Genomic DNA, 22,472 nt, shown 5'->3' with positions numbered 1-22,472 from the left:
CTTCAGCAAGATCAAGTCGTGCGCATCTTGTCGGTGGGCGGGGGCATACTGCGGAGCGTGGGTGTTCCGCTGCGTCGGCGTTCGGGCCGGTCGGTGTACCGCGAAAGCGTGCCGGCTCCTGGCGTCGACGCCGTGATCGAAAGTGCCTGGACCGGGCAGGTGGGCCGTGGCCGGTCGCTGCGCGTGTTCCCGGACGGCTGTGCCGACCTCGTCTGGGACGGGAGAGGGCTCACCGTGGTCACTACGGCCTGCGGCGTGCTGCGCCATGACCTGCCCTCGTCGCTCTGGACGGTGGGGCTCCGGCTGCGCTGCGGGACCGGCGGCGCGCTGCTCGGCCTGCCGATGTCGGAGCTCCCGTCGGGCGCGACGGCGCTGAGCACCGTGTGGGGCTCGTCGGCCCGCCGTGCGGAAGAGGCGCTGGCCCCCTGCACGACACCGGCCGAGGCTCGGCGCGTGCTGGAGTCGCTGGTCGCCGAGCGGCTGCGTCAGGGCGTCGAACTGGACCGTCTCTCGATCGCGGCCGCCCGCGCGTTGCGTTCGCCGTCGGCGGGTACCGCGCAGGTGGCGGCCGACCTGGGAGTGAGCGAACGCGGTCTTCGGCGGCATGTGCGGCACGAGGTCGGCGTCGGCCCCAAGGAACTGCAGCGGGTGCTGCGGTTCCACCGGTTCCTGACGAGGGTCGAGAGTGTCGCGCGGGAACGGGCGTCGCTCGCCGACGTCGCCGCTGAACTGGGCTACGCGGACCAATCCCATCTGGGGCGGGACTGCCGCCGCTTGGCGGGGGCGACCCCGGGCGAGCTGGTGCGGTCTTGGGCGCGACGGCCTGGCCGAAACGTTCCAGACACGGGCGAGTGACGAGGCCAGGATCGGGGAGTGCCTGAACCTTTCCGCGTCACCCTCGACATCCGCACCGACGACCTCGACGTGAACGGCCACGTACGTGGGCCTGCGTACCTCGCGTACGCCGATCACGCGCGCTGGGAGTGCGTCTGGGCGGCCGGTGTCGATCCGCTGGTGCTCAAGGCCGAGAACCTCGGCCCGGTGAACCTCGAAACGACGATCCGCTTTCGCCGGGAACTCCGCGCACGTGCCCGGATAGACGTCCTCACCCGGTTCACCTGGGAACCGGGCAAGGTCTCCCGGGTCGTCCAGGAATTCGTGGCCCCGGACGGCGCCGTGGTCGCCGAGGTGGAGAGCCTTTCGGGGTTGCTGGATCTGGAAAGCCGTCGTCTCGTCGCGGACCCGGGGCAATATTGGCGAAAATACGCGGCGCGGCCGGAAATTCTCGGCCTGGCAAGGATTCCGTGATCATTCGCCGTTCTTTTCCGAGGGCATACTGGCGACCATGGAGCCCACTTTTCTCGCCGAGCCGCCGCGAACCTCCGCCTACGACGACGACCTCGAGTCGGAAGGTTACGTCTACAACCTGACCCGGTTGTGGTCGTGGCGCCCGGACGTGATGACGTCGTTCAAGGACCTGCGCGCCGAACTGCTCGCGGATTCCTCACTGACCGCCCGCGAGGTCGCCGTGATGGTCACCGCGACCGCCGCCGCGCGCGGCGATTCGTACTGCGCCTTGGCCTGGGGAACCAAGCTGGCGGGCCTGGCGGACGAACCGACCGCCGCGAAGGTGATCCAGGGCCAGGACACCTCCGCCCTTTCCGCTCTTTCCGTACGGGAGGCCGCTCTCGCCGCGTGGAGCCGCCAGGTCGTCGGCGATCCGAACGCCACGGCGAAGTCCGATGTGGACGGTCTCCGGGAAGCCGGGTTCAGTGACCGCGAGATCTTCGAGGCGACGACGTGGATCGCGCTCCGGCTGGCTTTCTCGACGGTGAACGACGCACTGGGCGCGCGGCCCGACCGGGAACTCGCGGTGAAGGTGCCGGACTCGGTACGGGAAGCCGTCAACTTCGGTCGTGCCGCCGGTGGCGAACGCGATTAGAGGACTGAACGCGGGTTCACGTCAGGTGCGTACTCCGGTGACGTTGTGCTAACGTCGTTGTCGAGCCCCGTATGGGCCTACGCATGGAGGTAGCGGCTACTCAGCCACCAGAGATCGGTATGAACCGTCTCTCGCATCCGGCATCCCCTCGTCGTGGAATGCCGCCTCCGTCCTGCGTACAAGACTGTTTCATGCCCTTTTCCCGGTGGTTCCGCCCTCCTGTCGACACAGCGATGGGAAAGGACAGCATTGACCGGCTTCAATGACCAGGTGATCGAGGAATTCAGGCAGAACAAGGGAAAACTCGGCGGCATGTTCGAGGGGTGGGAGCTCATCCTGCTCACCACGATCGGCGCCAAGAGTGGCAAGCGTCGCACGAATCCCTTGGGGTATCTCGAAATCGACGGCAAGATGGTCGTCGTCGCTTCGAGTATGGGATCGCCGCGGCATCCCGGGTGGTACCACAACATCCGGCACAGCGAGCGGGTGACGATCGAAACGGGCACCGAGACCTACGAGGCGATCGCGGCGGTTCCGCCCGCGCCGGAGCGGGACGCGTTGTTCGCCAAGGTGGTCGCCGCGGAGCCGGGATTCGCGGAGTACCAGGCGAAAACGACGCGCGTGCTGCCCGTCGTCACGGTGCACCGGATCGACGACAGGGTGCGGGGGATGGGGGATTTCCTCGTGGAGGTCCATGACTGGCTCCGCGGGGAACTCAAGACGTTGCGTGCGGGGGTCGGCGAGATCGTCGCCGGGCGCGCGGATTCGCTCACGATGGAGAATTCCCTGCACGCGCACTGTGTTTCGTTCTGCGAGGCGCTGACGAAGCACCATACCGGCGAGGACATGGGCGCGTTTCCGATGCTGGCACAACGGTTTCCCTCGCTCGCGCCGGCGCTGGCCAAACTCGGTGAGGACCACGTCGTCGTGGCGACGCTGCAGAGACAGATCCGCGAGCTCGTCGAGGGGTACGTCCACGGCGAGAGTGACCCGCGCAGGCTGCGGGACGACTTCGAGACGCTCGCGGGCAAGCTCGAAGCGCACTTCGCCTACGAAGAGGAAACCGTCGTCGCGGCGCTCAATGTGACGGCTCCCGCGCCGCAGTTCGGCTGAACGGGGACGCACGCCCTGGGGTTCCGGCCCCGGGGCGTGTATCGTTGGGGTGGCGACGCTCTCTCAGCGTGACGCCACCCCATAGCGAGACGCAGGCGGAATTCGCCCCTGACCTCGCTGAAGACCGCCGCAGAGTGGTCCCTCCGAAAGGTTCTCACCGTTAACACTCACAGCACGGACAGTGCGCTGTTCAGCCACCCGATCGACAACGAGCCCGAGCGCACCGAGCGCGCGACTCCTCAAAGCGAGCGGTACACGGACCTGTTCCGTGAGCCCGCGGGTTCCACAGCGGAACCTTCGGAGGACGCCGGTCGTTGAATGGGGGAGGCCTCACGCTTTCCGCTGACACGAGCCGCCCGCTGAATCGCGGGTTTGGCAGGGCCTTGTTCCGGACATCCTCCGGATGAGACCGAGCGAAGTGTGCGTCGGCCCCCTACCAGAAAAGACGACATGACTTCAGTTATGAGCGGCCCGGACACCGAAGAACGGCGAGCTCCGCAGCCGATGATGTCCGGGGAGCAGTCCGGTACCGAAAACATTCTCGTCAAGCTGTTCGCGGTAGTGCCTCTGCTGGCACTGGCCGCCTCTGTTCCCTTCGCCTGGGGTTGGGGCTTGGGCTGGGTGGATCTCGGCTTGGCCGCGGGTTTCTACTTCCTCACCGGGCTCGGTGTGACCGTCGGGTTCCACCGTTACTTCACTCACGGCGCTTTCAAGGCGAATCGTGGCCTGCGGATCGCGCTCGCGGTCACCGGCAGCATGGCGATGCAGGGCCCGGTCATCGGCTGGGTCGCCGATCACCGCCGCCACCACGCCTTCTCCGACCGCGACGGTGACCCGCACTCCCCGTGGCGGTTCGGCACGTCTCCGGCGGCACTGGCCCGCGGGTTCTGGCACGCACACATGGGCTGGCTGTTCGACCGCGAGAAGACCAACGCGCAGCGGTTCGCCCCCGACTTGCTGGCCGATCGTGACATCGCCCGCGTCGACCGCCTGTTCCCGCTGCTCACCGTCGTGACGCTGCTCGCTCCGGCTTTGCTCGGCGGGTTGATCACGATGTCGTGGTGGGGTGCGGTGACGGCGTTCTTCTGGGCGAGTCTCGTCCGGGTCGCGTTGCTGCATCACGTCACCTGGTCGGTGAACTCGCTGTGTCACATGATCGGTGACCGGCCGTTCGCGGCCCGGGACAAGTCGGCGAATTTTTGGCCGTTGGCGATCGCGTCGATGGGCGAGTCCTGGCACAACTCCCACCACGCCGACCCCACTGGCGCCCGGCACGGTGTCCGGCGCGGCCAGCTGGACATGTCCGCGCGGACGATCTGGCTGTTCGAGAAGGCCGGCTGGGCCACCGACGTGCGCTGGCCGAAGGCGGATCGCCTCGGCCGCAAGCTCAACCCGGGGTACTCCCTGTCGCCACGCCGGAGTGACCGGCAGGCCTAGGTTCCGCGGACGATCGCGTCCACCAGCTCGGGACCGTCGGAAAACGCCAGGTCGTTGTGATCGGCACCGGGAACCTCGATCGCCGTGGCGCCCGCCGCGTTCGCGACCTCGCGGCTCTGCTCGGCCGGAACCGTCGAGTCGGCGGAGCCGTAGACGACCGTGACCGGGGCCTTCACCCGCGCGACGTTGTCCCGTGTCGGGAACTCGTCCCGCAGCAGCCAGCGGGCCGGGAGGAACGGGTAGAGCCGTTGCCCGACCGAGGCGAGATCGACGAACGGCGAGCGCAGCACGAGCGCGGACGGCGGGTGCTCGGTGGCGAGTTCGGTGACGACCGCCGAGCCGAGGCTTTCGCCGAAGTACACCAACGGGATCCGGGCCTCACGCAGCAGGAAGTCCCGCGCCGCGCGGACGTCCGAGGCGAGCCCTTCCTCGGACGGATCGCCCGGGTTGCCGCCGTAGCCGCGATAGTCGAGCAGGAGCACCGAGAGTCCGCGTGCGTTCAAGGCGCGGGCGAGCGGAGCGCGGAACGACCGGTTCCCGGCGTTGCCCGGCGCGACGAGCACCGCGGCCTTCGCGTTGTCGGCGGGGAAATACCAGCTCGCGAGGCTCAGGCCGTCCGAGGTGGTGAGGGTGACGTCCCGGCCGCCGGGCAGGATTTCGGCGGCGGCCGGCAGCGGGCCGCCCGTCGGCAGGTAGATCAGCTTGCGCTGGAAGGCGAACACGCCACCGAAGACCACGCCGACGATGATGACGGCGACCAGCAGACCGATCAACACCCGTTTGCGCATACCCCCATCATGCTCACCCGGGGTCCGGTTTGCGGTGTTCGGTGACCGCTCCGGTCACCACGGCCACGATGACGCACAGCGCGATGACGACTTCGGCCCACAGGAACGCCGTGTAGTCCAGCAGTGAGCCGATCGGCGGCGAACCCGGCGCGAGATTGCGGAAGCCCGCGAGCGCGAACAGCGTCGCCGCCATGAACCCGAACGACGGCCAGACCAGGCCGCGCCGGCGCACGATCAGGTGCCGAGCGCCGAAGAACACCGCGATCGCGAGCCCCCACATGGTGATCATCATGAAGACGGCGAAGACCAGCACACTGGTGGAGCGGCCGAACCGGACGTCGAGCCCGCCTTGGCCGTCGGTGGCGCGGTACTCCTTGACGGTGAAGGAGAACAGGCTGTCCACCTTGCCCATGGTGAACAGCACGGGGGCGACTTCCCCGTTGTGGAGGGCCGCGAATTCGATCCGGGCCTCGTAGCCGTCGAAGGGGTAGTCGGTGACGGCTCCGCCGGTCAGCACGATCGGCAGGTCCACGCTGGAGATCCGCTGGTGCGCGGGGAAAACGTGGTCACCGCGCAGGCTGGAGGAGTTCAGCAGCCGCAGCTCCCCGGTGGGGGCGACACCGTCGTCCTCGCCGAACGTCCCCAGCGGGACGACGAGCACGCGCAGGACGGCCTCGCGCGCGGCGGCGTCCACCTTGAGCACGGAGGCGTTCACCTCGATCCGGTCCGGATCGTGCGTGCCGACCCAGTGCCCGGTGTCGCCCGCGGTCCGGTCGGCCGAGTGCAGCCAGAGCCCCAGCCCGGCCGCGATCACCACGGCGAGCACGGTGGCGGCGGCCTTGACCACCGGATTGATCTTCGTCCGCATGGCGGCCATCGTGGCAGCCCGCGGGCGGTCCGGCCGCCGTTGTCATGCTGAGGAGTGAAACGCCGATCAGGGCTTCGTAAGCGGCAGGCCGAAGGTCGCGAACAGCTCTGGGTCGAGGAACGAGGTGATCTCGGAGATCTGTTCGTCCCGCAGGGACAGCACGTTGATCGACCAGGCCTGGTGGACGGCGCCGGCCGATTCGCCGATGTAACAGGCGACCGCCGGCTGGCCGTTGGCGGTGATGATCTGGCTGCGCCAGCTCGGGCACCGGCCGAGCGGGACCTCGACGGCGAAGTCGGTCACCGCCTCGATGCCGCGGTACCACTGCGAGAGCGGCGGCATGGACCAGGTGACGTCTTCGGTCAGCAGCGCCACGAGCGCGTCGGCGTCGCCGCGCTCCAGCGCGGAGGCGTAGCCCGCGGCGATCTCGCGGACCCGCGTGTCTTCGAGCTTCCGCAGCGTCTGCTGCTGGCTCGGCGACGGGACCTTGTCGGCCACGATCGCCCGCGCGCGTTGCAGCGCGCTGTTCACCGCCGGGACCGAGGTGTCCATTGTGGACGCGATCTCGGCGGCGGAGAAGCCGAGGACGTCGAAGAGCAGCAGTGCGGCGCGCTGGTTGCCCGGCAGGTGCTGCAGCGCGGCGACGAACGCCAGCTCGACGGCCTCGCGCTGCTCGTACCGGGTGTCGGGACCGGCATGCTCGTGGCCGAGGCCCGCGTCCGGATACGGGCCGAGCCAGGCGATCTCGGTCGCCGGGGCTCCGTCGAGCACCGCGCGCTCGCTCGACGGGCCGAGGTCCATCGGCAGGGCGCGTTTGCCGCGCGCGGCGGCGGTGTCGAGGCAGGTGCGGGTGGCGACGGTGTAGAGCCACGTGCGCATCGAGCTGCGGCCCTCGAAGCGCTCCAGTCCCCGCCAGGCCCGCAGAAGCGCGTCCTGCAGGGCATCCTCGGCGTCGTGGGTCGAGCCGAGCATGCGATAGCAGTGAGCGTGCAACTCGCGGCGCAGCGGCTCCACCAGGCGCGTGAACGCCGCGGCGTCACCGCCGCGGGCCTCTTCGAGATCCTCGGTTCGCAAAACGTCTTCGCTCACGAGCGATGATTCTGCTCTTACTGGCTGCGAAGTGCGGTGACGGCCGGGGTGAACATCGTGGTCTTGATCGCCGACAGGGTTCCGCGGTCCTTCCCGGCGAGCGGGCGGACGAGGTCGGCCGCGTACTCCAGCAGCGAGGATTTCTCGGCGACGGCGTCCACGAGCCCCAGATCCCGCGCGTCCGTGCCGCCGAACCGCCGTCCCGTGGTCATCGACGCGATGGCGGCCGAGGGGGTGAGCTTGCTCTGGATGAGTCCGGCCATCCCGGGGGTGAAGGGGATGTTGATGTCGGCTTCGGGGAAGCAGAAGTACCCGCGGTCGGCGCGCATCACCCGGAAGTCGTGCGCCATCGCGAACATGGCCCCGGCGCCGAAGGCATGGCCGTTGATCGCGGCGACCGTGTGCACGCCGAGCGTGAGCACCCGGGCCAGCAGTTCGTGGACGTCGCCGACGTACTTCGCGCCCTGGGCGGGGTTGCCGGTGAGCCACTCGAGGTCGAGGCCGTTCGAGTAGAACCTGCCGGATCCGACGGTGACCAGGACCGCCGGGTCCGGATGCGCGACGACGGTGTCCAGCAGGGAATGGGTCGTTTCCAGCCAGGACGGCGAGAAACGGTTCTCGTCGTCTCCGAGGTCCAGCAGGAACACCGGCGCGTCGTGACGGAGAGTCGGCATGTCAGTCCTTTCGTGGGAGCGGGAGCAGGAGTACCGCGCGAACCGCGGCGGCGAGCCGGGCACGCGCGTCTTCGAAGATCGGTTCACCCACCGTGAGAGGGCGGCGGAACAACGCCGTCGGCAGGTCGACCACACAGGTCGTAAGTACCTCGACGGCTTGGGCGTCCCGCCTGTCCCAGAGCTTCTCGGCGAGTTTCACGAGCAGAGTAACGACGCGTGTGTCGAGCGCAAGCAAGGCATCGGCCAGGTCGTCCGGGAGATGCGGGCCGAGCAGGTGATCCTTCTTGACGGTGAGCAGGAGCCGGGCCGCTTCGGGCCGTCGGCCGGCGAACTCCGCGGGGGTGTCGGCCGCCGCGATCACCGCTTCGACCGGGCTCGGCGCGTGCTCGGCGAGTTCGGTCTGGAGGTCGAGGAACTCACCCGCCGCGCGCAGCCAGACCCGGGCCAGCAGGGCACCGAGGGAGCCGAAGGCGTGGTAGATCGTGCCGTTCGGGACGCCGGCCGCCGCCGCGAGGGACCGCACGGTGACACCTGCCGGGCCGACGTCGACGACGAGGCGCTCGGCGACATCGAGCAGCCGGTCCAGGTCGTGGAGGCGGGGGCGGGCCATCGGGCGAGAATAACAGAGCGCTTGCTCCAAAACTGGCGTGTGAGCTGGTTCACGCGCAGGACGGTCACATCGCCTCAGTGGACGGGGTCAACCCGACGAACCAGCAAGAAACCAAGGGAGACCGAGATGTCCACCGCTTACGTCATCGTCACCGCCGTCGGAGCCTTCATGGCCGCCTTCTCGGCCGCCTCGATCTTCTTCCGCGCCAAGTGGGTCGTGCAGCCCCTCGCCGACTACGCCGTACCGCACGCGTGGTGGAACCGGCTCGGTGTCGCCAAGGCCGCGGGCGCGCTCGGCCTGATCGCCGGCCTGTGGATCCCCGTGATCGGGGTCGCGGCCGGGATCGGCCTGGTGCTCTACTTCGCCGGCGCCGTGGTCACCGTGCTCCGGGCGCACTGGCCCTCGCACGTCGTGTTCCCGCTGATGTACCTGGCGCCGGTGGCCGCGTCGCTGGTGCTCTACTTCGCCGCTTGAGGTCAGCCTTCCGGGGTCCACACCGCCAATTCACTGCCACCGGGCTCGCGGAAGTGGAACCGGCGCCCGCCGGGGAACGAAAAGGGCTCGACCGTGACGACCCCGCCCGCGGCCTCGACGGCGCCCCTCGCCCGCTCGAGGTCGTCGGTGCGGATCGTCACCAGCGGCGCGGCCGTCTGCTGCACCGCGTCCTGCTGGAAGCCGAACGTGACCGCCCCGCCGCTCTGGACGTCGGTGTAGGCGGGACCGTAGGGCGTGACCTTCCAGCCGAACGCCTCTTCGAAGAACCGGCCGGAGCCCGCGGCGGAATCCGTCGGGAACTCGACGAAGTCGATTTCGTACATGGGCCGGAAGGTACCCCGGCCCACCGACAGAAATCGTTCAGACGCTGCGCAGCACCGAGACCACGACGCCCAGCACGGCGGCGCGGTCGCCGTCGATGACGTCGTAGGCGGGGTTACGCGGTTCGAGGTAGACGTGGCCATCGCGTTGGCGGTACACCTTGACGGTCGCTTCCTCGTCGATCATCGCGGCGACGATCTGCCCTGAGTGCGCCTCGTGCTGCTGCTTCACCACGACGATGTCGCCGTCGCAGATCGCCGCGTCGATCATCGAGTCACCGCGCACCCGCAGCCCGAAGACGTTGCCCCGCCCGGTGAGCTCCCTCGGCAGGTTCATCACGTCGTCGACGTGCTCGACGGCCGAGATGGGCGTTCCCGCGGCGATGTCACCGACGACGGGCACCGGCACGGAGTCCTCTGTGGACTCCTTCGGTGCGGTTCCGTGCAGGAACGCACGGACGTCGATGGGTCGGGACATCGTGCCGCTGCGACGGAGGAAACCCTTCTCCTCCAACGCGGCCAGGTGCCTCGACACCGTCGACGTCGACCGCAGGCCGACCGCCTCGCCGATCTCCCGCGTGCTCGGCGAGTACCCGTGCTGGACCACCCACTCGCGGATCGTCAGCAGGATCCGCTGCTGGCGCTCCGGCAGCGAAGCGGCGTCCTCGAACACATCAAGATCGTGGTAGGCGGTCATCGTCGGAATGGTAGTTCGTGCACGCCAGTCCGATCGCCGCGGTGTCCCAGTAGAACGGGTGAACCTCGGTGATGCGCCCGTTTTCCACGGTGATCGTCTGCAGGATGGGGAAGTCCAGTTCGCGGCCGGTCGCCCGGGCCCGGACGTGCACGTGGGTGAGCACGACGAGCGGACTGGTCTCGCTCAGGAAGCTCTGCTCCACCATGTCGAAGACGTCCCACGTGTCGCTCATGGCGGCGAAGAACCGCTCCATGCCGTCGTGGCCGCGCCAGATTCCGCCGTACGGCAAGGAATCCGCCTGATGCAGCACGACGTCGGGGGAGAAGAACGGCGCGAGCGAGGCGAAGGACGCTTTACCCGGGCCGCCCGCGGCGAAATAGCCGGCTTCCGCCGCGTACATGCCTTTGAGTACGGACATCGCGTCCGTTGCCGATGACAGGGTCACGATGACCACTGTGGAGTGTGGTGGCCTGTTCGGCTGGCGGTTATCGGCCGTGGCGTTTCCCCCTTCAAGTTATAGCCGACCCCGGGGCTTGCGGCAAGGCCCGGGTGGTGCCTCAGAATTGCCGTCCTGAATCCGGTACCAGGGGAAACGGAGATCAAGTAGTGCGTGTGCTGTTGACGACGTGGGGATCGCGCGGGGACGTCGAACCGTTGGTGGGGGTCGCGGTGGCGTTGCGAGGGCTCGGTGCGGAAGTGCTGGTGGCCGCGCCCCCGGACGAGGATTTCGTGACGCTGCTGGAGCGGGTCGGCGTGCCGTTGGTGCCACTCGGCCCGACGGTGCGCTCGGTGGTCGACGGCCCGAAGCCGCCGACGGCGGAAGACGCTTTCCGGCTCGCTCCCGAGCTGGTCGCCGCGCGGTTCGAGACGCTCGGCGCGGCGGCGGGGGAATGTGACGTGCTGCTGGCGACCGGCCTGATGCCGGCCGGCGCGCGGGACGTGGCCGAAAAGCACGGCATTCCCTACGTGTTCGCTTGCTTCCACGTCTTCGGGCTGCCGTCGCAGGTATTCGCTCCGGGCGCGCGGCCGGGGGATCGGTCCGCGGAGGAGGTGACCGACAACCGGCTGCGGTGGGGGCAGGACGCCGAGAGGGTGAACCGCCTGTACGGCGCGGCGCTCGACAGCCATCGGGCGGAGATCGGCCTGCCGCCGGTCGACAACGTCCGTGACCACGTCTTCACCGACCGGCCATGGCTGGCGGCGGACCCGGCGCTGTGCCCGTCGGAAGGCATGACGGACCTCGACGTCGTGCAGACCGGGGCCTGGGTCCTGCCCGACGACCGCCCGCTCCCGGAAGGGCTGGAGGAGTTCCTGGACGCCGGCGAACCACCGGTCTACGTGGGTTTCGGCAGCATGGCCGCGTACGCCCCGGAGGACATCGCCCGGGTGGCCATCGAGGCGATCCGCGCCCAGGGCCGTCGAGTCCTGCTCGCCCGCGGCTGGGCCGGGCTGGACCTGATCGACGACGCCGAAGACTGCTTCGTCGTCGGCGAGGTCAACCAGCAGGCGCTGTTCCCGCGGGTGGCCGCCGTCGTGCATCACGGCGGCGCGGGCACCACGACGACGGCGTCGCGAGCCGGCGCGCCCCAGGTGGTGGTGCCCCGGATCGCGGACCAGCCGTACTGGGCGGAACGGGTGGCCGAGCTGGGCATCGGTGTGGCTCACCAGGGTCTGAAGCCGACCGTCGAGTCTCTTTCGGCCGCGCTCGCCACGGTCTTGACTCCGGAAACCCGGGCGCGAGCCGGTGCCGTGGCGGGCACGATCCGGGGCGACGGTGCGACGGTGGCCGCGAAGATGCTCCTCGACCTCGCCTCTTCCTAAGTCCGTGAAGGACTCCTTGAGGGACTCAGAGTCCCTCAAGGAGTCCTTCACGGACTTAAGGATCGCTCGGGGGCCGGTTCGTCGCGCCGCCGAGTTCTGCGGTCTGCACCATCCAGAACACCGCGTACCAGAAGATGATCAGCGCCTCCAGCCACAGCGCCCAGTGCTGCACGCCCACCCACCAAAGGATGCCGCCGACAAGGATCGACGCACCCATCGCGACGGCGACCGCGATGTACCAGAAGGTGAACTTCCCCGAGGGGGCCGCCCAGGCGTTCGCCACGACCACGACGACGATCCCGATGAACAGCGGAACGGCCGCGTAGAGGTGACCATGGCTGAGGAACCAGACACGTTGTTCTATGTACAGCCAGACTCCGACGGCCAGCACGACCAGCGTCGCCGCCAACGTGATCACCGTGTGCCGAGCGGGTTTCGCGAGCGAGCCCTGACGTGCTTTCCGCACGGTCAAGCCGACGATCGTGGCGAACACGCCGATCGCCAGCACCGCGCCCACGTTGGTCTCGACCGAATCCTCGATTTCGGACGTGGCGAGGACGTTGATCGGCAGGCAGGCGTCGTCGAGCTTCGCCGGAACGAACGCGACGATGAAGGCCAAGAATCCCGAATAATCGAGCGCGGTGTTCTCCCAAAGGGAATTGCCGCGATAGATGATCATGCAGGCGCCGATCGCGCACAGGGCGCCGATGAAAACCGGGCGGACCGACGTGAAATAGTAGGCGCTGATCGACGACTGCCAGCAATCCCCGTGACTGACCAACCACAATTGCAGGATGATGGTGACGAAGAGCAGCGCCACGAGCATGATCATGGCGATGCGCAGTGCCAGATAGGTCTGGTCGATATTGTGTTGCCGATTTTCCGGTGTTATTTCGGCACGAGCCATTTCGCCACCCGCTCACCATCGGACAGTAGTTGCCCGGTCGTCGCGGATTTCTTCCCGGTCGTTACCTTTGCGGGGGACCGTTATCCGAATGGCTGTCGTACGTTACGGAGAAACGTCGCCGCTCATTTGCCGTCAGCTCGCCGATCAGCTCCGTGAGCACCGGCGCCCCCGGCTGGTCCGGGTTTCGGAGGCCGGGCACTTCGGCTGACAGGGCGTGCCAGGCCGGTGCCAGCGCCGTGTGCGTCGCGCACTAGCTCGACCGATCACTCACCGATAGTCGTTCGCCTGGTGCAGGTGGGTGGTGCGTGGGACGCGTTGGCCGTTTCGCCAGATGGCGGCGATGTCGCGGGTGTCGGTGATGGTGCTGGTGGGGTCGCCGTTGACGAGGAGGAGGTCCGCGCGGAGTCCGGGTGCGATGCGGCCGCGGTCGGGGAGGGTGAATCGGTCGGCCGGTGCGCTGGTGGCGGCAGTGAGGGCTTCGATGGGGGTGAGGCCGGCCTGGACGAGGAGTTCGAGTTCGAGGTGGAGGGTGGCGCCGTGGGCGGTGTCGGGGTTGGAGGCGTCGCTGCCGGCGAGGATCGCGACGCCGGCGTCGCGGAGCTGGCTGAGGGTGTGGCGGGGAACTTCGAGGTCGTGGCGTGCTCGGGGGTCGAGGGGAATGGGGCCGAAGCCGAGCATCTGGCGGGATGTCGTGTCGAGGTAGGGCTCGATGCGGTGGTCGGCGAGCAGTTCGGCTCCGTGTGGTCGACCGAACAGTCCGTCGAGGACGGCGAGGGTGGGGATCACCGCGGTGTCGTGTTCGGCGAGCAGGTGCGGCAGGTCCGGGTCGGTGCGGTCGAGGAACAGGTGGCCGAGAACGTCGATGCCGGCGCGGGTGGCCGTGGCGGCATCGACGGCGTTGAGGGTGTGGGCGATGGTGAGCCGGTCGCGGGCGTGGGCGTGGTCGATGAGTGCGGTGATCGTGTCTTCGCCCAGCTTGGGCAGGGGTGTTCCGGTGGTCGATCCGTCGTCGATGAGGATCTTGATGTAGTCGGAGCCTTCCGCGAGTCGTGCGTCGATGAACGCTTCGGCTTGGCCGGGTTCGATCAGAGTGGGGAAGGGCGGCAGGTATCCCATCTCGACCAGATACCAGCCGTAGCCCCCTGGCACGGTGGCCGCTGTGCCGGCGGTTCTGACGTCGGCCATGGCCGGTCGGGTACCGGCTTGCTGTCGCAGGGTGGTGATCGCCGCCGGGTCGGCCATCAGGTCCAGCACGGTGGTGACTCCGAAGTTCAGGGCTTGTTCCAGGTTTCCCGGGAAGACGTGCGCATGGGCGTCGATGAGGCCTGGCAGCAAGGTCCGGCCCTGGCCGTGGACGATCTCGGTGCCGTCCCCGACCGGTGACGGCTGGGTCGTGACCGTGGTGATCAGCCCGCTGTCGACGGTCACGTGGGCGTGGGTCAGGACGGTGTCGCCGGTGAACACCCTCACATCTCGGATCAACACGCTCGATTTTGAATCATACATGCGTGTATGTATACCATAATCGTGGAGTGCGACGATCACCTGAAGAAGCGGCCCAGACGCGTCGGGCCCTGCTCGCGGCCGCGCTGGAAGTGTTCGCCGAGCGGGGCTATGCCTCAGCCACCTTGGCCGGCATCGCCACGCGGGCCGGGTTGACCCGGGGCGCGGTGTATCACCACTTCGCCGACAAGGCCGAGCTGTATCTGGCCACGATCGCCGAGAACTGGGGCGAGGCCGCCGGCCCGGTTTGGGCGCATCTCGAGGACCCTCACCTCGAGCCTGGGGAGCGGATTCGCCGGTTCCTTGTGGCGTTCTTCACCGCCTTTGAGCGCAACCCCACCCTGCGCACCACGTTCGCGATGTCCATGCAGGGAGGTGAAGTCCCCGAGCTTCAGGTCGGCCTCGATGACAAGCGGCGGGTCATGGACGCCTGGGCCGGCCAGCTCACGGAATTGCTGACGGCGGCCGGCGAGGATGGCCGGGGCACCGCGGTGTCGCCGGAGTCCGGCGCGATCGCGATCATCGCCGCGGTCAACGGTGTCGCCGCCACCTGGCTGGCATGCCCCGATCTGTTCTCACCCGCCGATCAGGCACACGCCCTCGCCCACGCGATCCTGCACGGGATATTCGCCGCGCACTGAGTCACGTCGATGGCACGGCCGGCACCTGCACGGTGATCAGGCCGCCGGGCGGCCCGCCCCGGCGTAGTCGTCGCCCTGCTTCCGGTAGGTGTGCACTTGCACCGCCTGGCCGGTCTGCGGGGCGTCGATCATCTGCTGGTTCCCGATGTAGAGCCCGACGTGGTGGATCTTCGTGTTCGGCTCGCCGTAGAAGATCAGGTCGCCCAGCTGCGGATCCGTCACCAGGTTCACGCTGTGGTACTGCGTGTGGGCGGTGCGCATGAGCTTGACGCCGGCGCTGGCGTACGCGGCCGTCGTCAGCCCGGAGCAGTCGAAACCGGGGTCGCCGCCGCCGGTCCCGTTGCCGCCCCAGACGTACGGCAGGCCGATCTTGTCGATGGCGAAGTTGACCGCGCTCAGCGCCGCCACGTTCGGCGGCTGGGGGCTCTGGCCGACGGTGCCGTAGACGTTCACCGTCGCGAGGGTGCGGTGCATCAGCAGCGGCGCGGGCTGCAGCGTGCTCACCGCGTTCCACCACGTCTGGCCCTGGCCGAGGTCGCGTCCGCCCGCGCACAGGGCGCGGCCGGCGGTCAGGGTGGCGTCGTCGATGTTCTGGGTATCCGGCTTCTTGCCGTTCGCCGAAGCCTGGAACTGGCTCCAGACCGACGGCGCCAGCTGCAGCGGCCCGCTCGCGTTCGGGACCGACACGACCTTGTTGTAGAAGTCGCGGACCTCGACCGTCGCGAGCGGCACGGTCATCACGCCGTCGGCGTTGAGGCTCGAGCCGGTGGCGCGGCCGTGGTCGGAGGCGATCTTCCCGAGCGCCGCCAGCGTCACCCAGGACAACCGGCAGCCCGGCGCCTCCTTGCTCAGCGCCACGGTGGTCTTCGCGTACCCGGTCATCGCGCGCAGCGGGATATCGAGCCAGCCGCTGGTCTTCGACACCCAGGCGTCGAACTCCTGGCCCTGCTGCTGCGGGACCTTCGGCTGTTCCTTGGGCATCTCGGCGGGCGCGGACGATGACGGCGGTGGCGGCGGGGCCGACGACTGGACGGCCGCGGCTTCCGGCTTCGGCTCGTCCTTCGGCGCGAAGGTGATGGCGGCGACGAGCGCGGCACCCGCGACGACGACGGCCGCGATGATCACCGGAAGTCTGCGGCGGCGGGAGGTTTCCTTTTCCATCACCGGCCTCCGATGATCCGGCCGAGGACGAAGTCGCGGAAGGCGTCGACGTCGGTGGTCAGCGCGACGTCGATGACGCGGCCGGGAACCGACTGCGGATCGTTGCTCCGCAACCTGCGCCTGTCGACGAGTGTGGTGCCGCGAGCGGGGCCGAAGCCGCAGTCGACGTCCACCGGGTACGACTCGGCGTCGAGGATGCCCGGCCGGATCGCCTCGGCCACCGCGACCGCGTCGTGCATGACCATCCCGGGGTGCCCGAGGATGGGGGTGTAGTGCTCGACGTAGGTGGGGGTCAGCGCTTCGAGTGCCGCGCCGAGCGGGCCGGACGCGGCCAGTTTCCCGAGCCAGCCGGTGTCCACCGAGCACTGGTGGGTGATGTCGAGCGGGACCAGCACGGTGGGGACGTCTTCGTCGGCCAGCACCCGGCGCGCGGCCTCGGGGTCGCTCCAGATGTTGAACTCGGCCGACGAGGTCGAGTTCCCCTTCGTCACCCCGCCGCCCATGATGACGACGCGGCCGATCTTCTCGCGCAGCTCCGGGTGGGCGGCCAGCAGCAGCGCGATATTCGTGAGCGGGCCGATCGGCGCGATCGTCACCGGCTCGTCGGCCGCTTCGAGCAGGTCGGCCAGCAGCCGGACGGCGCCGCGTTCGTCGAGTGGCCGGGTCGCCTCGGGCAGTGTGCCGGCGTGCCCCGACAGCCCGTCCTCGCCGTGGACGAACCCGGCGGGTTTGGCGTTGTCGTAGATCAGCGGACGCGACGCACCGGCGGCGACGGGTACGTCGTCGCGGCCGAAGAGGCGCAGCAGGCGCCGGGCGTTGGCGGTGGTGTGGCTCAGCGGGACATTGCCGAACACCGTGGTCACGCCCAGCAGGTCGACGTCTTCGGACTGCGTGGCCAAGGCCAGCGCGAAGGCGTCGTCGACCCCCGGGTCGGTGTCGATGATCAGCTTGGTGCCCATACGCGAGCTCCCCTTTGCGGTCGGCGGCCTGATCACAGGTTACGGTCACCCGTATGACGTCCATGTGGGGTGCGCCCGCGTTGTCCCGGCTCCGCGCTTGGGGCCAGGCCCGTCGTGATCCGAGGCAGGCGAAATTCCTGACCGCCGCCTCCCTGCGCTGGGTGCTGCGAAACCGCGCGTACACGCCTTGGTACCTGGTCCGGTACTGGCGTCTGCTGAAGTTCCGGGTGGCGAACCCGCACATCATCCTGCGGGGAATGGTGTTCCTCGGCAAGGACGTCGAGATCCACTGCCGTCCCGGTTACGGGCGCATGGAGATCGGCCGCTGGGTGCATATCGGCGACGGCAACGCGATCCGCTGCCACGAGGGCTCGCTGCGCATCGGCGACAAGGCGGTCTTCGGCCGCCAGAACGTGCTCAACGGCTACCTCGACATCGAACTCGGCGCGGCCACGCTCGTCGCGGACTGGGTCTACATCTGCGACTTCGACCATGTCACGACGGATATCACCGTCCCCATCAAGGACCAGGGGATCGTGAAGTCGCCGGTGCGGATCGGGCCGGACACCTGGCTCGGGACGAAGGTCTCGGTGCTCAAGGGCACCCGGGTCGGTCGCGGTTGCGTGCTCGGCGCGCACGCGGTGGTGCGGGGCGACATCCCGGACTACTCGATCGCCGTCGGCTCACCGGCCAGGGTCGTGCGGAACCGGCAGGACGACTACGCCGCCGACGCCGCGCGTCGCGAGGCTGTCGCGGACATGGCGCGGAAGGCGAACAAGGCGCTGCAGAAGACCCTGGGCGTCGACTCGTAACTCGCGTGATCAGAGGCGTGACTCGCGTGACTAGACGCGCAGCTGCTCCCGGACCTCCATGAGCGCGAAGCCCAGGAGGTTCTGCCCGCGCCAGTAGTCGGGCCGGGTGGCGTTCTTGTCGTCGCGGGCGACACCGCTGCCCCAGACGAGGTCCATCTTCGACGCCTCGACGATCACCTTGTCGCCGGTGGCGAGCAGGAACTCCCGCAGGTCGGCGTGCTGGCGGAACTTCGCCAGGTTCCCGTCGACGACGATGTCGTAGCGGTGGCGCTCCCACTTGTCGCCGTCGAATCCCGAGACCTCGCGCCCCAAGACCTTCGCCGTTTTGGGGTCTTCGGCCTGACGGATCGCCGCCGCGGCCTCGTAATCGCCGAACAGTTCGGCCTTGCTCGCCATCATGAAGTGCTCGGCGGTGAGGTACCGCTCGCCGTCCACGTCGAACGGCGCGAGCCACCACTGGCTGAGGCAGGCCGCGTTGACGCGGCCGCTCTTGAGCGGGGTGTGGCCGTAGAAGAGCTGGTACTCGGGCTCCGCGCCACTGTGCACCAACTCGCGCAACGCATCGAGACTGCGGACTCCGTCGACCTTGCTCACCATGGCGACCAGTGGACCACAACCCCCCGACATCTTGTGCACTGGACCCGGCGCTCCCGGGCGGACCACCTCCGGCGTGGCCGGAGTTGGTGGGTACATTCAGCATCCGTGCAAGGGATCGAAACCGTGAGTGCCCAAACGGTCGAAGAGGCCGCGAAACGACTGGCCGGAGTGGTGACCCGCACGCCGCTCGAACCCAACGAGCGGCTCTCGGCGCGGGTCGACGCCCGGGTCTGGCTCAAACGCGAGGACCTCCAGACCGTCCGGTCGTACAAGATTCGCGGCGCCTACAACTTCATCGTCCAGCTCGACGCGCCTCGGCGGGAACGCGGCGTCGTTTGCGCGAGTGCGGGTAACCACGCGCAAGGTGTCGCGTACGCGTGCCGCCGTCTCGGCGCGAACGGCCGCGTCTACGTCCCCGGGACCACGCCCAGGCAGAAGCGCGAGCGGATCGCGACGCTGGGCGGCTCGCATATCGAGGTCATCGTCGTCGGCGAGACCTACGAAGACGCCTTCACCGCGGCGAAGCAGGACGCGGAGAGCACCGGCGCGACGCTGGTCCCCGCGTTCGACGCGCCGGAGACCGTCGCCGGCCAGGGCACGGTGGCGATGGAGGTCGTCGCGCAGCTCGGATTCATCCCCGACGTCATGGTGGTGCCGGTCGGTGGCGGCGGGCTGCTCGCGGGGATCGCCGCGTGGGCCGCGGAACGCGCGCCCGAGATGCGGATCGTCGGCGTCGAACCGGCGGGCGCGGCCTGTATGGCGGCCGCGCTGGCGGCCGGTGAGCCGGTGCGCCTCGAAGGTGTCGACACCTTCGTCGACGGTGCCGCGGTCGCGCTGGCCGGCTCGGTGACGTACCCGCTGATCCGCGACGGCGGCGTGGAGCTGACCGACGTCGCCGAGGGCGCGGTGTGCACGGAAATGCTCGCGATGTACCAGTCCGACGGCGTGATCACCGAACCCGCGGGCGCGCTCGCGACCGCCGCGCTGGGCACGACGGTGAAGATCGACCCGGGGCAGATCGTGGTGTGCCTCGTGTCCGGCGGCAACAACGACGTCAGCCGCTACGGCGAAGTGATCGAACGGTCGCTGATCCACGAAGGACTGAAGCACTACTTCCTGGTGGGGTTCCCGCAGGAGCCCGGCGCGCTGCGGAGGTTCCTCGACGAGGTCCTCGGCCCGGACGACGACATCACCCGATTCGAGTACGTGAAGCGCAACAGCCGGGAGACCGGCCCGGCGCTGATCGGCATCGAACTCGCGCGGGCGAGCGACCTCGAAGGGCTGCTGCACCGGCTGGACGCGAGCCCGCTGCAGGTGGAGCGGGTCGAGCCGGGCAGCCCGCTGTTCCACTTCTTGATCTGACACGGCCTGCCCCCCACGCAAGTAGTCCTCTAGTCGCGGTACTTGCACGCACAAGTACCGCAACTAGAGGACTACTTGCGCTTGACCGCTTCGATGGTGAAACTCGCCGCCAGCCGCTGCGGATCCTTGGCCAGCCGCCATTCCTCGGTCGCGGGGTCGACGACCATCTGCCCGGGCAGCGCGTTCCACGGCACACTGTCGTGCTCCGCCAGCTTGGTCAGCGTCAGCCCCGCGTCGAGCAGCGACGTGACGATCTCGGCGAGGCCGTGGTTCCACTCGTGCGTCACGTTGCTCTGGAACGAGACGTCGGTGTCCACATAGGTCCCCGGCAGGTCGAAGACCAGCGCCTCGGCCTGCTCGTAGTAGGGGTAGCGCGGGGTGAGCAGGGCCTGCGTTTCGTCGAGGGTGCCCAGCATCGGGTGCATGTCCCGGATGAACAGCCGCCCGCCCGGCCGCAGCAGCGTGCCGACCACCTGCCCCCAGCGGGCGATGTCGGGAAGCCAGCACAGCGCGCCGATTCCCGTGTAGACCAGGTCGAACTCCCCGGCCCCGAGCACGTCGGCGGCACTGTACACATCGGACTCGTGGTAGCCGATCTCCGCGCCCGCCGAGGCCGCCAGCCGTCGCGCGATCTCCAGCGCCGGACCGGAAAAGTCCAGGCCGGTCATCCGCGCGCCGAGGCGGGACAACGACAACGTGTCCGTACCGATGTGGCACTGCAGATGTACCCCGCGCAGGCCCTCGATGTCGCCGAGCAGCGGCCGGTCGAAGGTCACGACGCCGCTGAGGTGCCGCGGGTCGGCGAGGAAACGTTCGTAGCCGTAGTCCGCCGACGCCGCGTGCGCCGGGGCGCGTTCGTCCCAGTTCGCGCGGTTGACGGCGAGGTACTCGGTCACGCCGTCGCGGCCTTTTCCGCGGCGCTGCGCAGAATGCAGAACTCGTTGCCCTCGGGGTCGCCGAGCACGGCCCAGCCGGTGCCGTCTGGCTTGCGGCGGTCGTGTACCAGGGTGGCGCCCAGTTTCAGCAGGCGCTCGACCTCTTCGTCGCGCGGGACGTCGGGCTCCAGGCAGAGATGGATGCGGTTCTTCACCGTCTTGGGCTCGGGGACCTGCCCGAAGAACAGGGTCACGCCGTTGCCCAGTTCGATGATCGCCTCGGGGTCGCCGGGCACGTCGTCGTCGGCCATCGGTTTGCCGGTCACCCCGCTCCAGAACCGCCCGAGTTCGTAGGCGTCGGCGCAGTCGAAGAAGAAGTTCTGCACAACAGAGGTCATGGCGCCGCAGTCTGCCCGAGCCCGCCGGAACGGGCCAACGACTTTCGGCTGGACGAGCTTGAGCCCTGGTGGGGTGAAGGCGTGACTCGTGTGATCAGGCACGGATCTCGTGTGATCGGATACGTGACTCGCGTGACTGGATGCCGCACTGGGGTGTACGGCGTCTGATCACGGGAGTTCCGGCTCTGATCACATGAGTGACGTGTCTGGTCTCACGACCCACGCCTAGACGAGCTTGAGCCCTGGTGAGCGGTGTACTTGCCGTTCCGCGTCGACGATCAGGACGGCGCATCCGGGTTGTGACGCGACCCAGGCGATCCCCTCGGTCCCCATCGCGAAAGCCGCGGTGGCCAGCGAATCCGCGGCGACCAGGTCGCCCGCGGTGACGGTGACGCTCAGCAGTCCGGTGGCCGGACGCCCGGTGCGGCCGTCCAGGATGTGCGCGCCGCGTTCGTACTCCGCGGACGTCGCGACGGCGCCGTCGGAAGACTCCACCACCGCGCAGATCTCTTCGGGCTGCTCGGGATGCCGGATGCCGACCCGCCAGCCGCGCCCGGGTTCCGGCTCGCCGGAGGTGACCACGTCCCCGCCGGCGTTGATGCAGAACGTCCGCAGGCCTTCGGCGCGCAGCAACGCCGCCGCCCGTTGCACCGCCCAGCCTTTGACGACCGCGTTGGGGTCGAGCGGGCGTCCCGGCAGCCGCGCCGAGAACGCCCCGCCGGAAAGCCGTTCGTAGTGGTCGCACAACGCGAGGACTTCGAGCAGGTCGTCGCTCAGTTGCGACGGCGCCAGTTCACCCCGGTCGTAGCGGCAGACCTCGCTGTCCGGCTTGAACGTGCTGAACCGCGCGTCGACTTCGTGCAGCCAGGCGAAGGCGCCCTCGATCGCGACCGTGGGGTCCCGCTCGTCGCGGACGTCGATCGAGACCGGCAGCCCCATCACCTGCTCGACGCTGTTCACCGGGCGTCCAGCGCCGCCTGCAAGGACTTGACGTAGGACTCGCTCGTGGACGTCGCGCCGGAGACGGTGTCGATGTCGCCGCTTTGCGCGGTCAGCGTCTCCTGCTGCAGGATCGGGATCGCTTCGACGCCGCGCCCGCTGGTCGGCCGTTGCAGCAGCCGGACGTCGGAAATCGTGTCCTCGGCCGAGATCACCAGTTGCACCTGGACGGTGCCGTACCGGTTGCTCTCGACAGAACCGTCCACGGTGCGTTCGGATCCTTCGGACGCGCCACCGTCCGAAGAGGACGCACTCGCCGACGACGTGCTCGGCTGGGCGGCGACGGCCACGGTCTCCGAGCCCAGCGGACCCGGTTCGTACAACCAGACTCCGAGGAAACCGGCGGCCGAAAGGGCGACGGTGGCGGCGACGATGGTCTTCTTCATGATCGAGGACTCCTAGAC

The 22,472-nt window shown here is 68.9% G+C and carries 27 protein-coding genes; 10 read left to right on the top strand and 17 right to left on the bottom strand.

Annotated features, from left to right (window positions below):
• The first annotated feature begins 57 nt into the window (after nt 1-57).
• The 5 genes from ACLJRL_RS30825 to ACLJRL_RS30805 all read left to right on the top strand — a co-directional run bounded on the left by ACLJRL_RS30825 (nt 58) and on the right by ACLJRL_RS30805 (nt 4,492).
• On the top strand, nt 58-855 hold the full coding sequence (locus ACLJRL_RS30825) for a helix-turn-helix domain-containing protein (RefSeq protein ID WP_410659837.1): 798 nt from the start codon (nt 58-60) through the stop codon (nt 853-855).
• An 18-nt stretch (nt 856-873) separates the two neighbouring features.
• Complete coding sequence (locus ACLJRL_RS30820; RefSeq protein ID WP_410659836.1) at nt 874-1,308, top strand: acyl-CoA thioesterase; 435 nt, start codon at nt 874-876, stop codon at nt 1,306-1,308.
• 37 nt (nt 1,309-1,345) lie between these two features.
• Entirely contained in the window at nt 1,346-1,942 is a 597-nt protein-coding gene (locus ACLJRL_RS30815) for a carboxymuconolactone decarboxylase family protein (protein ID WP_410659835.1), read from the top strand.
• A 249-nt stretch (nt 1,943-2,191) separates the two neighbouring features.
• Nucleotides 2,192-3,055 (top strand): nitroreductase/quinone reductase family protein, encoded by an 864-nt coding sequence (locus ACLJRL_RS30810; protein WP_410659834.1) that lies wholly within the window; start codon nt 2,192-2,194, stop codon nt 3,053-3,055.
• Nucleotides 3,056-3,505: 450 nt separating this feature from the next.
• Nucleotides 3,506-4,492 (top strand): acyl-CoA desaturase, encoded by a 987-nt coding sequence (locus tag ACLJRL_RS30805; protein WP_410659833.1) that lies wholly within the window; start codon nt 3,506-3,508, stop codon nt 4,490-4,492.
• Here ACLJRL_RS30805 and ACLJRL_RS30800 read toward each other — a convergent pair.
• The 5 genes from ACLJRL_RS30800 to ACLJRL_RS30780 form a co-directional block, all read right to left on the bottom strand.
• Nucleotides 4,489-5,280 carry an alpha/beta hydrolase gene (locus tag ACLJRL_RS30800; RefSeq protein ID WP_410659832.1) on the bottom strand — a complete coding sequence of 264 codons (792 nt, stop codon included), beginning with the start codon at nt 5,278-5,280 and terminating at the stop codon, nt 4,489-4,491. The two genes, ACLJRL_RS30805 and ACLJRL_RS30800, sit on opposite strands and share 4 nt — an antisense overlap.
• A gap of 13 nt (nt 5,281-5,293) precedes the next feature.
• Nucleotides 5,294-6,148 carry a DUF4436 family protein gene (locus ACLJRL_RS30795; protein WP_410659831.1) on the bottom strand — a complete coding sequence of 285 codons (855 nt, stop codon included), beginning with the start codon at nt 6,146-6,148 and terminating at the stop codon, nt 5,294-5,296.
• A 66-nt stretch (nt 6,149-6,214) separates the two neighbouring features.
• A complete protein-coding gene (locus ACLJRL_RS30790) occupies nt 6,215-7,237 on the bottom strand; it encodes a sigma-70 family RNA polymerase sigma factor (protein ID WP_410659830.1) in 1,023 nt (340 codons plus the stop codon).
• Nucleotides 7,238-7,254: 17 nt separating this feature from the next.
• Entirely contained in the window at nt 7,255-7,911 is a 657-nt protein-coding gene (locus tag ACLJRL_RS30785; protein WP_410659829.1) for an enoyl-CoA hydratase/isomerase family protein, read from the bottom strand.
• A 1-nt stretch (nt 7,912) separates the two neighbouring features.
• The gene (locus ACLJRL_RS30780) at nt 7,913-8,521 is read right to left on the bottom strand and encodes a TetR/AcrR family transcriptional regulator (protein WP_410659828.1); all 609 of its coding nucleotides are present in this window, start codon (nt 8,519-8,521) and stop codon (nt 7,913-7,915) included.
• Nucleotides 8,522-8,647: 126 nt separating this feature from the next.
• Here ACLJRL_RS30780 and ACLJRL_RS30775 point away from each other — a divergent pair, with 126 nt between their 5' ends.
• Nucleotides 8,648-8,995 (top strand): DoxX family protein, encoded by a 348-nt coding sequence (locus tag ACLJRL_RS30775; protein WP_410659827.1) that lies wholly within the window; start codon nt 8,648-8,650, stop codon nt 8,993-8,995.
• A gap of 2 nt (nt 8,996-8,997) precedes the next feature.
• Here ACLJRL_RS30775 and ACLJRL_RS30770 read toward each other — a convergent pair whose 3' ends face one another.
• Genes ACLJRL_RS30770 through ACLJRL_RS30760 form a run of 3 tightly spaced genes read right to left on the bottom strand, consistent with a single transcriptional unit; the run spans nt 8,998 to nt 10,478 of the window.
• On the bottom strand, nt 8,998-9,339 hold the full coding sequence (locus tag ACLJRL_RS30770; RefSeq protein WP_410659826.1) for a VOC family protein: 342 nt from the start codon (nt 9,337-9,339) through the stop codon (nt 8,998-9,000).
• A gap of 37 nt (nt 9,340-9,376) precedes the next feature.
• Nucleotides 9,377-10,033, bottom strand: a complete 657-nt coding sequence (lexA, locus tag ACLJRL_RS30765) for a transcriptional repressor LexA (protein WP_410659825.1) — start codon at nt 10,031-10,033, stop codon at nt 9,377-9,379.
• Nucleotides 10,011-10,478, bottom strand: a complete 468-nt coding sequence (locus ACLJRL_RS30760) for a nuclear transport factor 2 family protein (protein WP_410659824.1) — start codon at nt 10,476-10,478, stop codon at nt 10,011-10,013. Before ACLJRL_RS30760 ends, lexA begins: the two co-directional genes overlap by 23 nt.
• A 161-nt stretch (nt 10,479-10,639) precedes the next feature.
• Here ACLJRL_RS30760 and ACLJRL_RS30755 point away from each other — a divergent pair, with 161 nt between their 5' ends.
• A complete protein-coding gene (locus ACLJRL_RS30755; RefSeq protein WP_410659823.1) occupies nt 10,640-11,854 on the top strand; it encodes a glycosyltransferase in 1,215 nt (404 codons plus the stop codon).
• A gap of 55 nt (nt 11,855-11,909) precedes the next feature.
• Here the strand turns inward: ACLJRL_RS30755 and ACLJRL_RS30750 are convergent, their stop codons facing one another.
• Nucleotides 11,910-12,761: a hypothetical protein gene (locus ACLJRL_RS30750; protein ID WP_410659822.1), complete on the bottom strand. Its 852-nt coding sequence runs from the start codon at nt 12,759-12,761 to the stop codon at nt 11,910-11,912.
• A 267-nt stretch (nt 12,762-13,028) separates the two neighbouring features.
• Nucleotides 13,029-14,243 carry an amidohydrolase family protein gene (locus ACLJRL_RS30745; RefSeq protein ID WP_410659821.1) on the bottom strand — a complete coding sequence of 405 codons (1,215 nt, stop codon included), beginning with the start codon at nt 14,241-14,243 and terminating at the stop codon, nt 13,029-13,031.
• A gap of 50 nt (nt 14,244-14,293) precedes the next feature.
• On the opposite strand from ACLJRL_RS30745, the gene ACLJRL_RS30740 reads away from it, so the two are divergent.
• Nucleotides 14,294-14,905, top strand: coding sequence for a TetR family transcriptional regulator (locus ACLJRL_RS30740; protein WP_410659820.1), 612 nt, complete (start codon nt 14,294-14,296; stop codon nt 14,903-14,905).
• 36 nt (nt 14,906-14,941) lie between these two features.
• Here ACLJRL_RS30740 and ACLJRL_RS30735 read toward each other — a convergent pair whose 3' ends face one another.
• Entirely contained in the window at nt 14,942-16,066 is a 1,125-nt protein-coding gene (locus tag ACLJRL_RS30735; protein ID WP_410659819.1) for an NlpC/P60 family protein, read from the bottom strand.
• A complete protein-coding gene (locus ACLJRL_RS30730) occupies nt 16,066-17,025 on the bottom strand; it encodes a nucleoside hydrolase (RefSeq protein ID WP_410659818.1) in 960 nt (319 codons plus the stop codon). The genes ACLJRL_RS30735 and ACLJRL_RS30730 overlap by 1 nt, the downstream gene beginning before the upstream one ends.
• A 53-nt stretch (nt 17,026-17,078) precedes the next feature.
• Here ACLJRL_RS30730 and ACLJRL_RS30725 point away from each other — a divergent pair, with 53 nt between their 5' ends.
• The gene (locus ACLJRL_RS30725; RefSeq protein WP_410659817.1) at nt 17,079-17,837 is read left to right on the top strand and encodes an acyltransferase; all 759 of its coding nucleotides are present in this window, start codon (nt 17,079-17,081) and stop codon (nt 17,835-17,837) included.
• Nucleotides 17,838-17,867: 30 nt separating this feature from the next.
• On the opposite strand, the gene ACLJRL_RS30720 is transcribed toward ACLJRL_RS30725, so the two are convergent.
• On the bottom strand, nt 17,868-18,434 hold the full coding sequence (locus tag ACLJRL_RS30720) for an NADAR family protein (RefSeq protein ID WP_410659816.1): 567 nt from the start codon (nt 18,432-18,434) through the stop codon (nt 17,868-17,870).
• A 105-nt stretch (nt 18,435-18,539) separates the two neighbouring features.
• Here ACLJRL_RS30720 and ilvA point away from each other — a divergent pair, with 105 nt between their 5' ends.
• Nucleotides 18,540-19,796, top strand: a complete 1,257-nt coding sequence (gene ilvA / locus ACLJRL_RS30715; RefSeq protein WP_410659815.1) for a threonine ammonia-lyase IlvA — start codon at nt 18,540-18,542, stop codon at nt 19,794-19,796.
• Nucleotides 19,797-19,867: 71 nt separating this feature from the next.
• Here the strand turns inward: ilvA and ACLJRL_RS30710 are convergent, their stop codons facing one another.
• From ACLJRL_RS30710 to ACLJRL_RS30695, 4 genes are all read right to left on the bottom strand, one after another.
• On the bottom strand, nt 19,868-20,692 hold the full coding sequence (locus ACLJRL_RS30710) for a class I SAM-dependent methyltransferase (protein WP_410659814.1): 825 nt from the start codon (nt 20,690-20,692) through the stop codon (nt 19,868-19,870).
• Complete coding sequence (locus tag ACLJRL_RS30705; protein WP_410659813.1) at nt 20,689-21,069, bottom strand: VOC family protein; 381 nt, start codon at nt 21,067-21,069, stop codon at nt 20,689-20,691. Before ACLJRL_RS30705 ends, ACLJRL_RS30710 begins: the two co-directional genes overlap by 4 nt.
• Before the next feature lie 225 nt (nt 21,070-21,294).
• Complete coding sequence (locus ACLJRL_RS30700) at nt 21,295-22,029, bottom strand: FAD:protein FMN transferase (protein WP_410659812.1); 735 nt, start codon at nt 22,027-22,029, stop codon at nt 21,295-21,297.
• Nucleotides 22,026-22,454 (bottom strand): FMN-binding protein, encoded by a 429-nt coding sequence (locus ACLJRL_RS30695; RefSeq protein ID WP_410659811.1) that lies wholly within the window; start codon nt 22,452-22,454, stop codon nt 22,026-22,028. The genes ACLJRL_RS30700 and ACLJRL_RS30695 overlap by 4 nt, the downstream gene beginning before the upstream one ends.
• Nucleotides 22,455-22,472: the final 18 nt, after the last annotated feature.

The organism is Amycolatopsis sp. lyj-112, assembly GCF_046549055.1.
Taxonomy (GTDB): domain Bacteria; phylum Actinomycetota; class Actinomycetes; order Mycobacteriales; family Pseudonocardiaceae; genus Amycolatopsis.
Note: the sequence above shows the minus strand (reverse complement) of the source record. Positions and strands in the feature narration are given on the sequence as shown.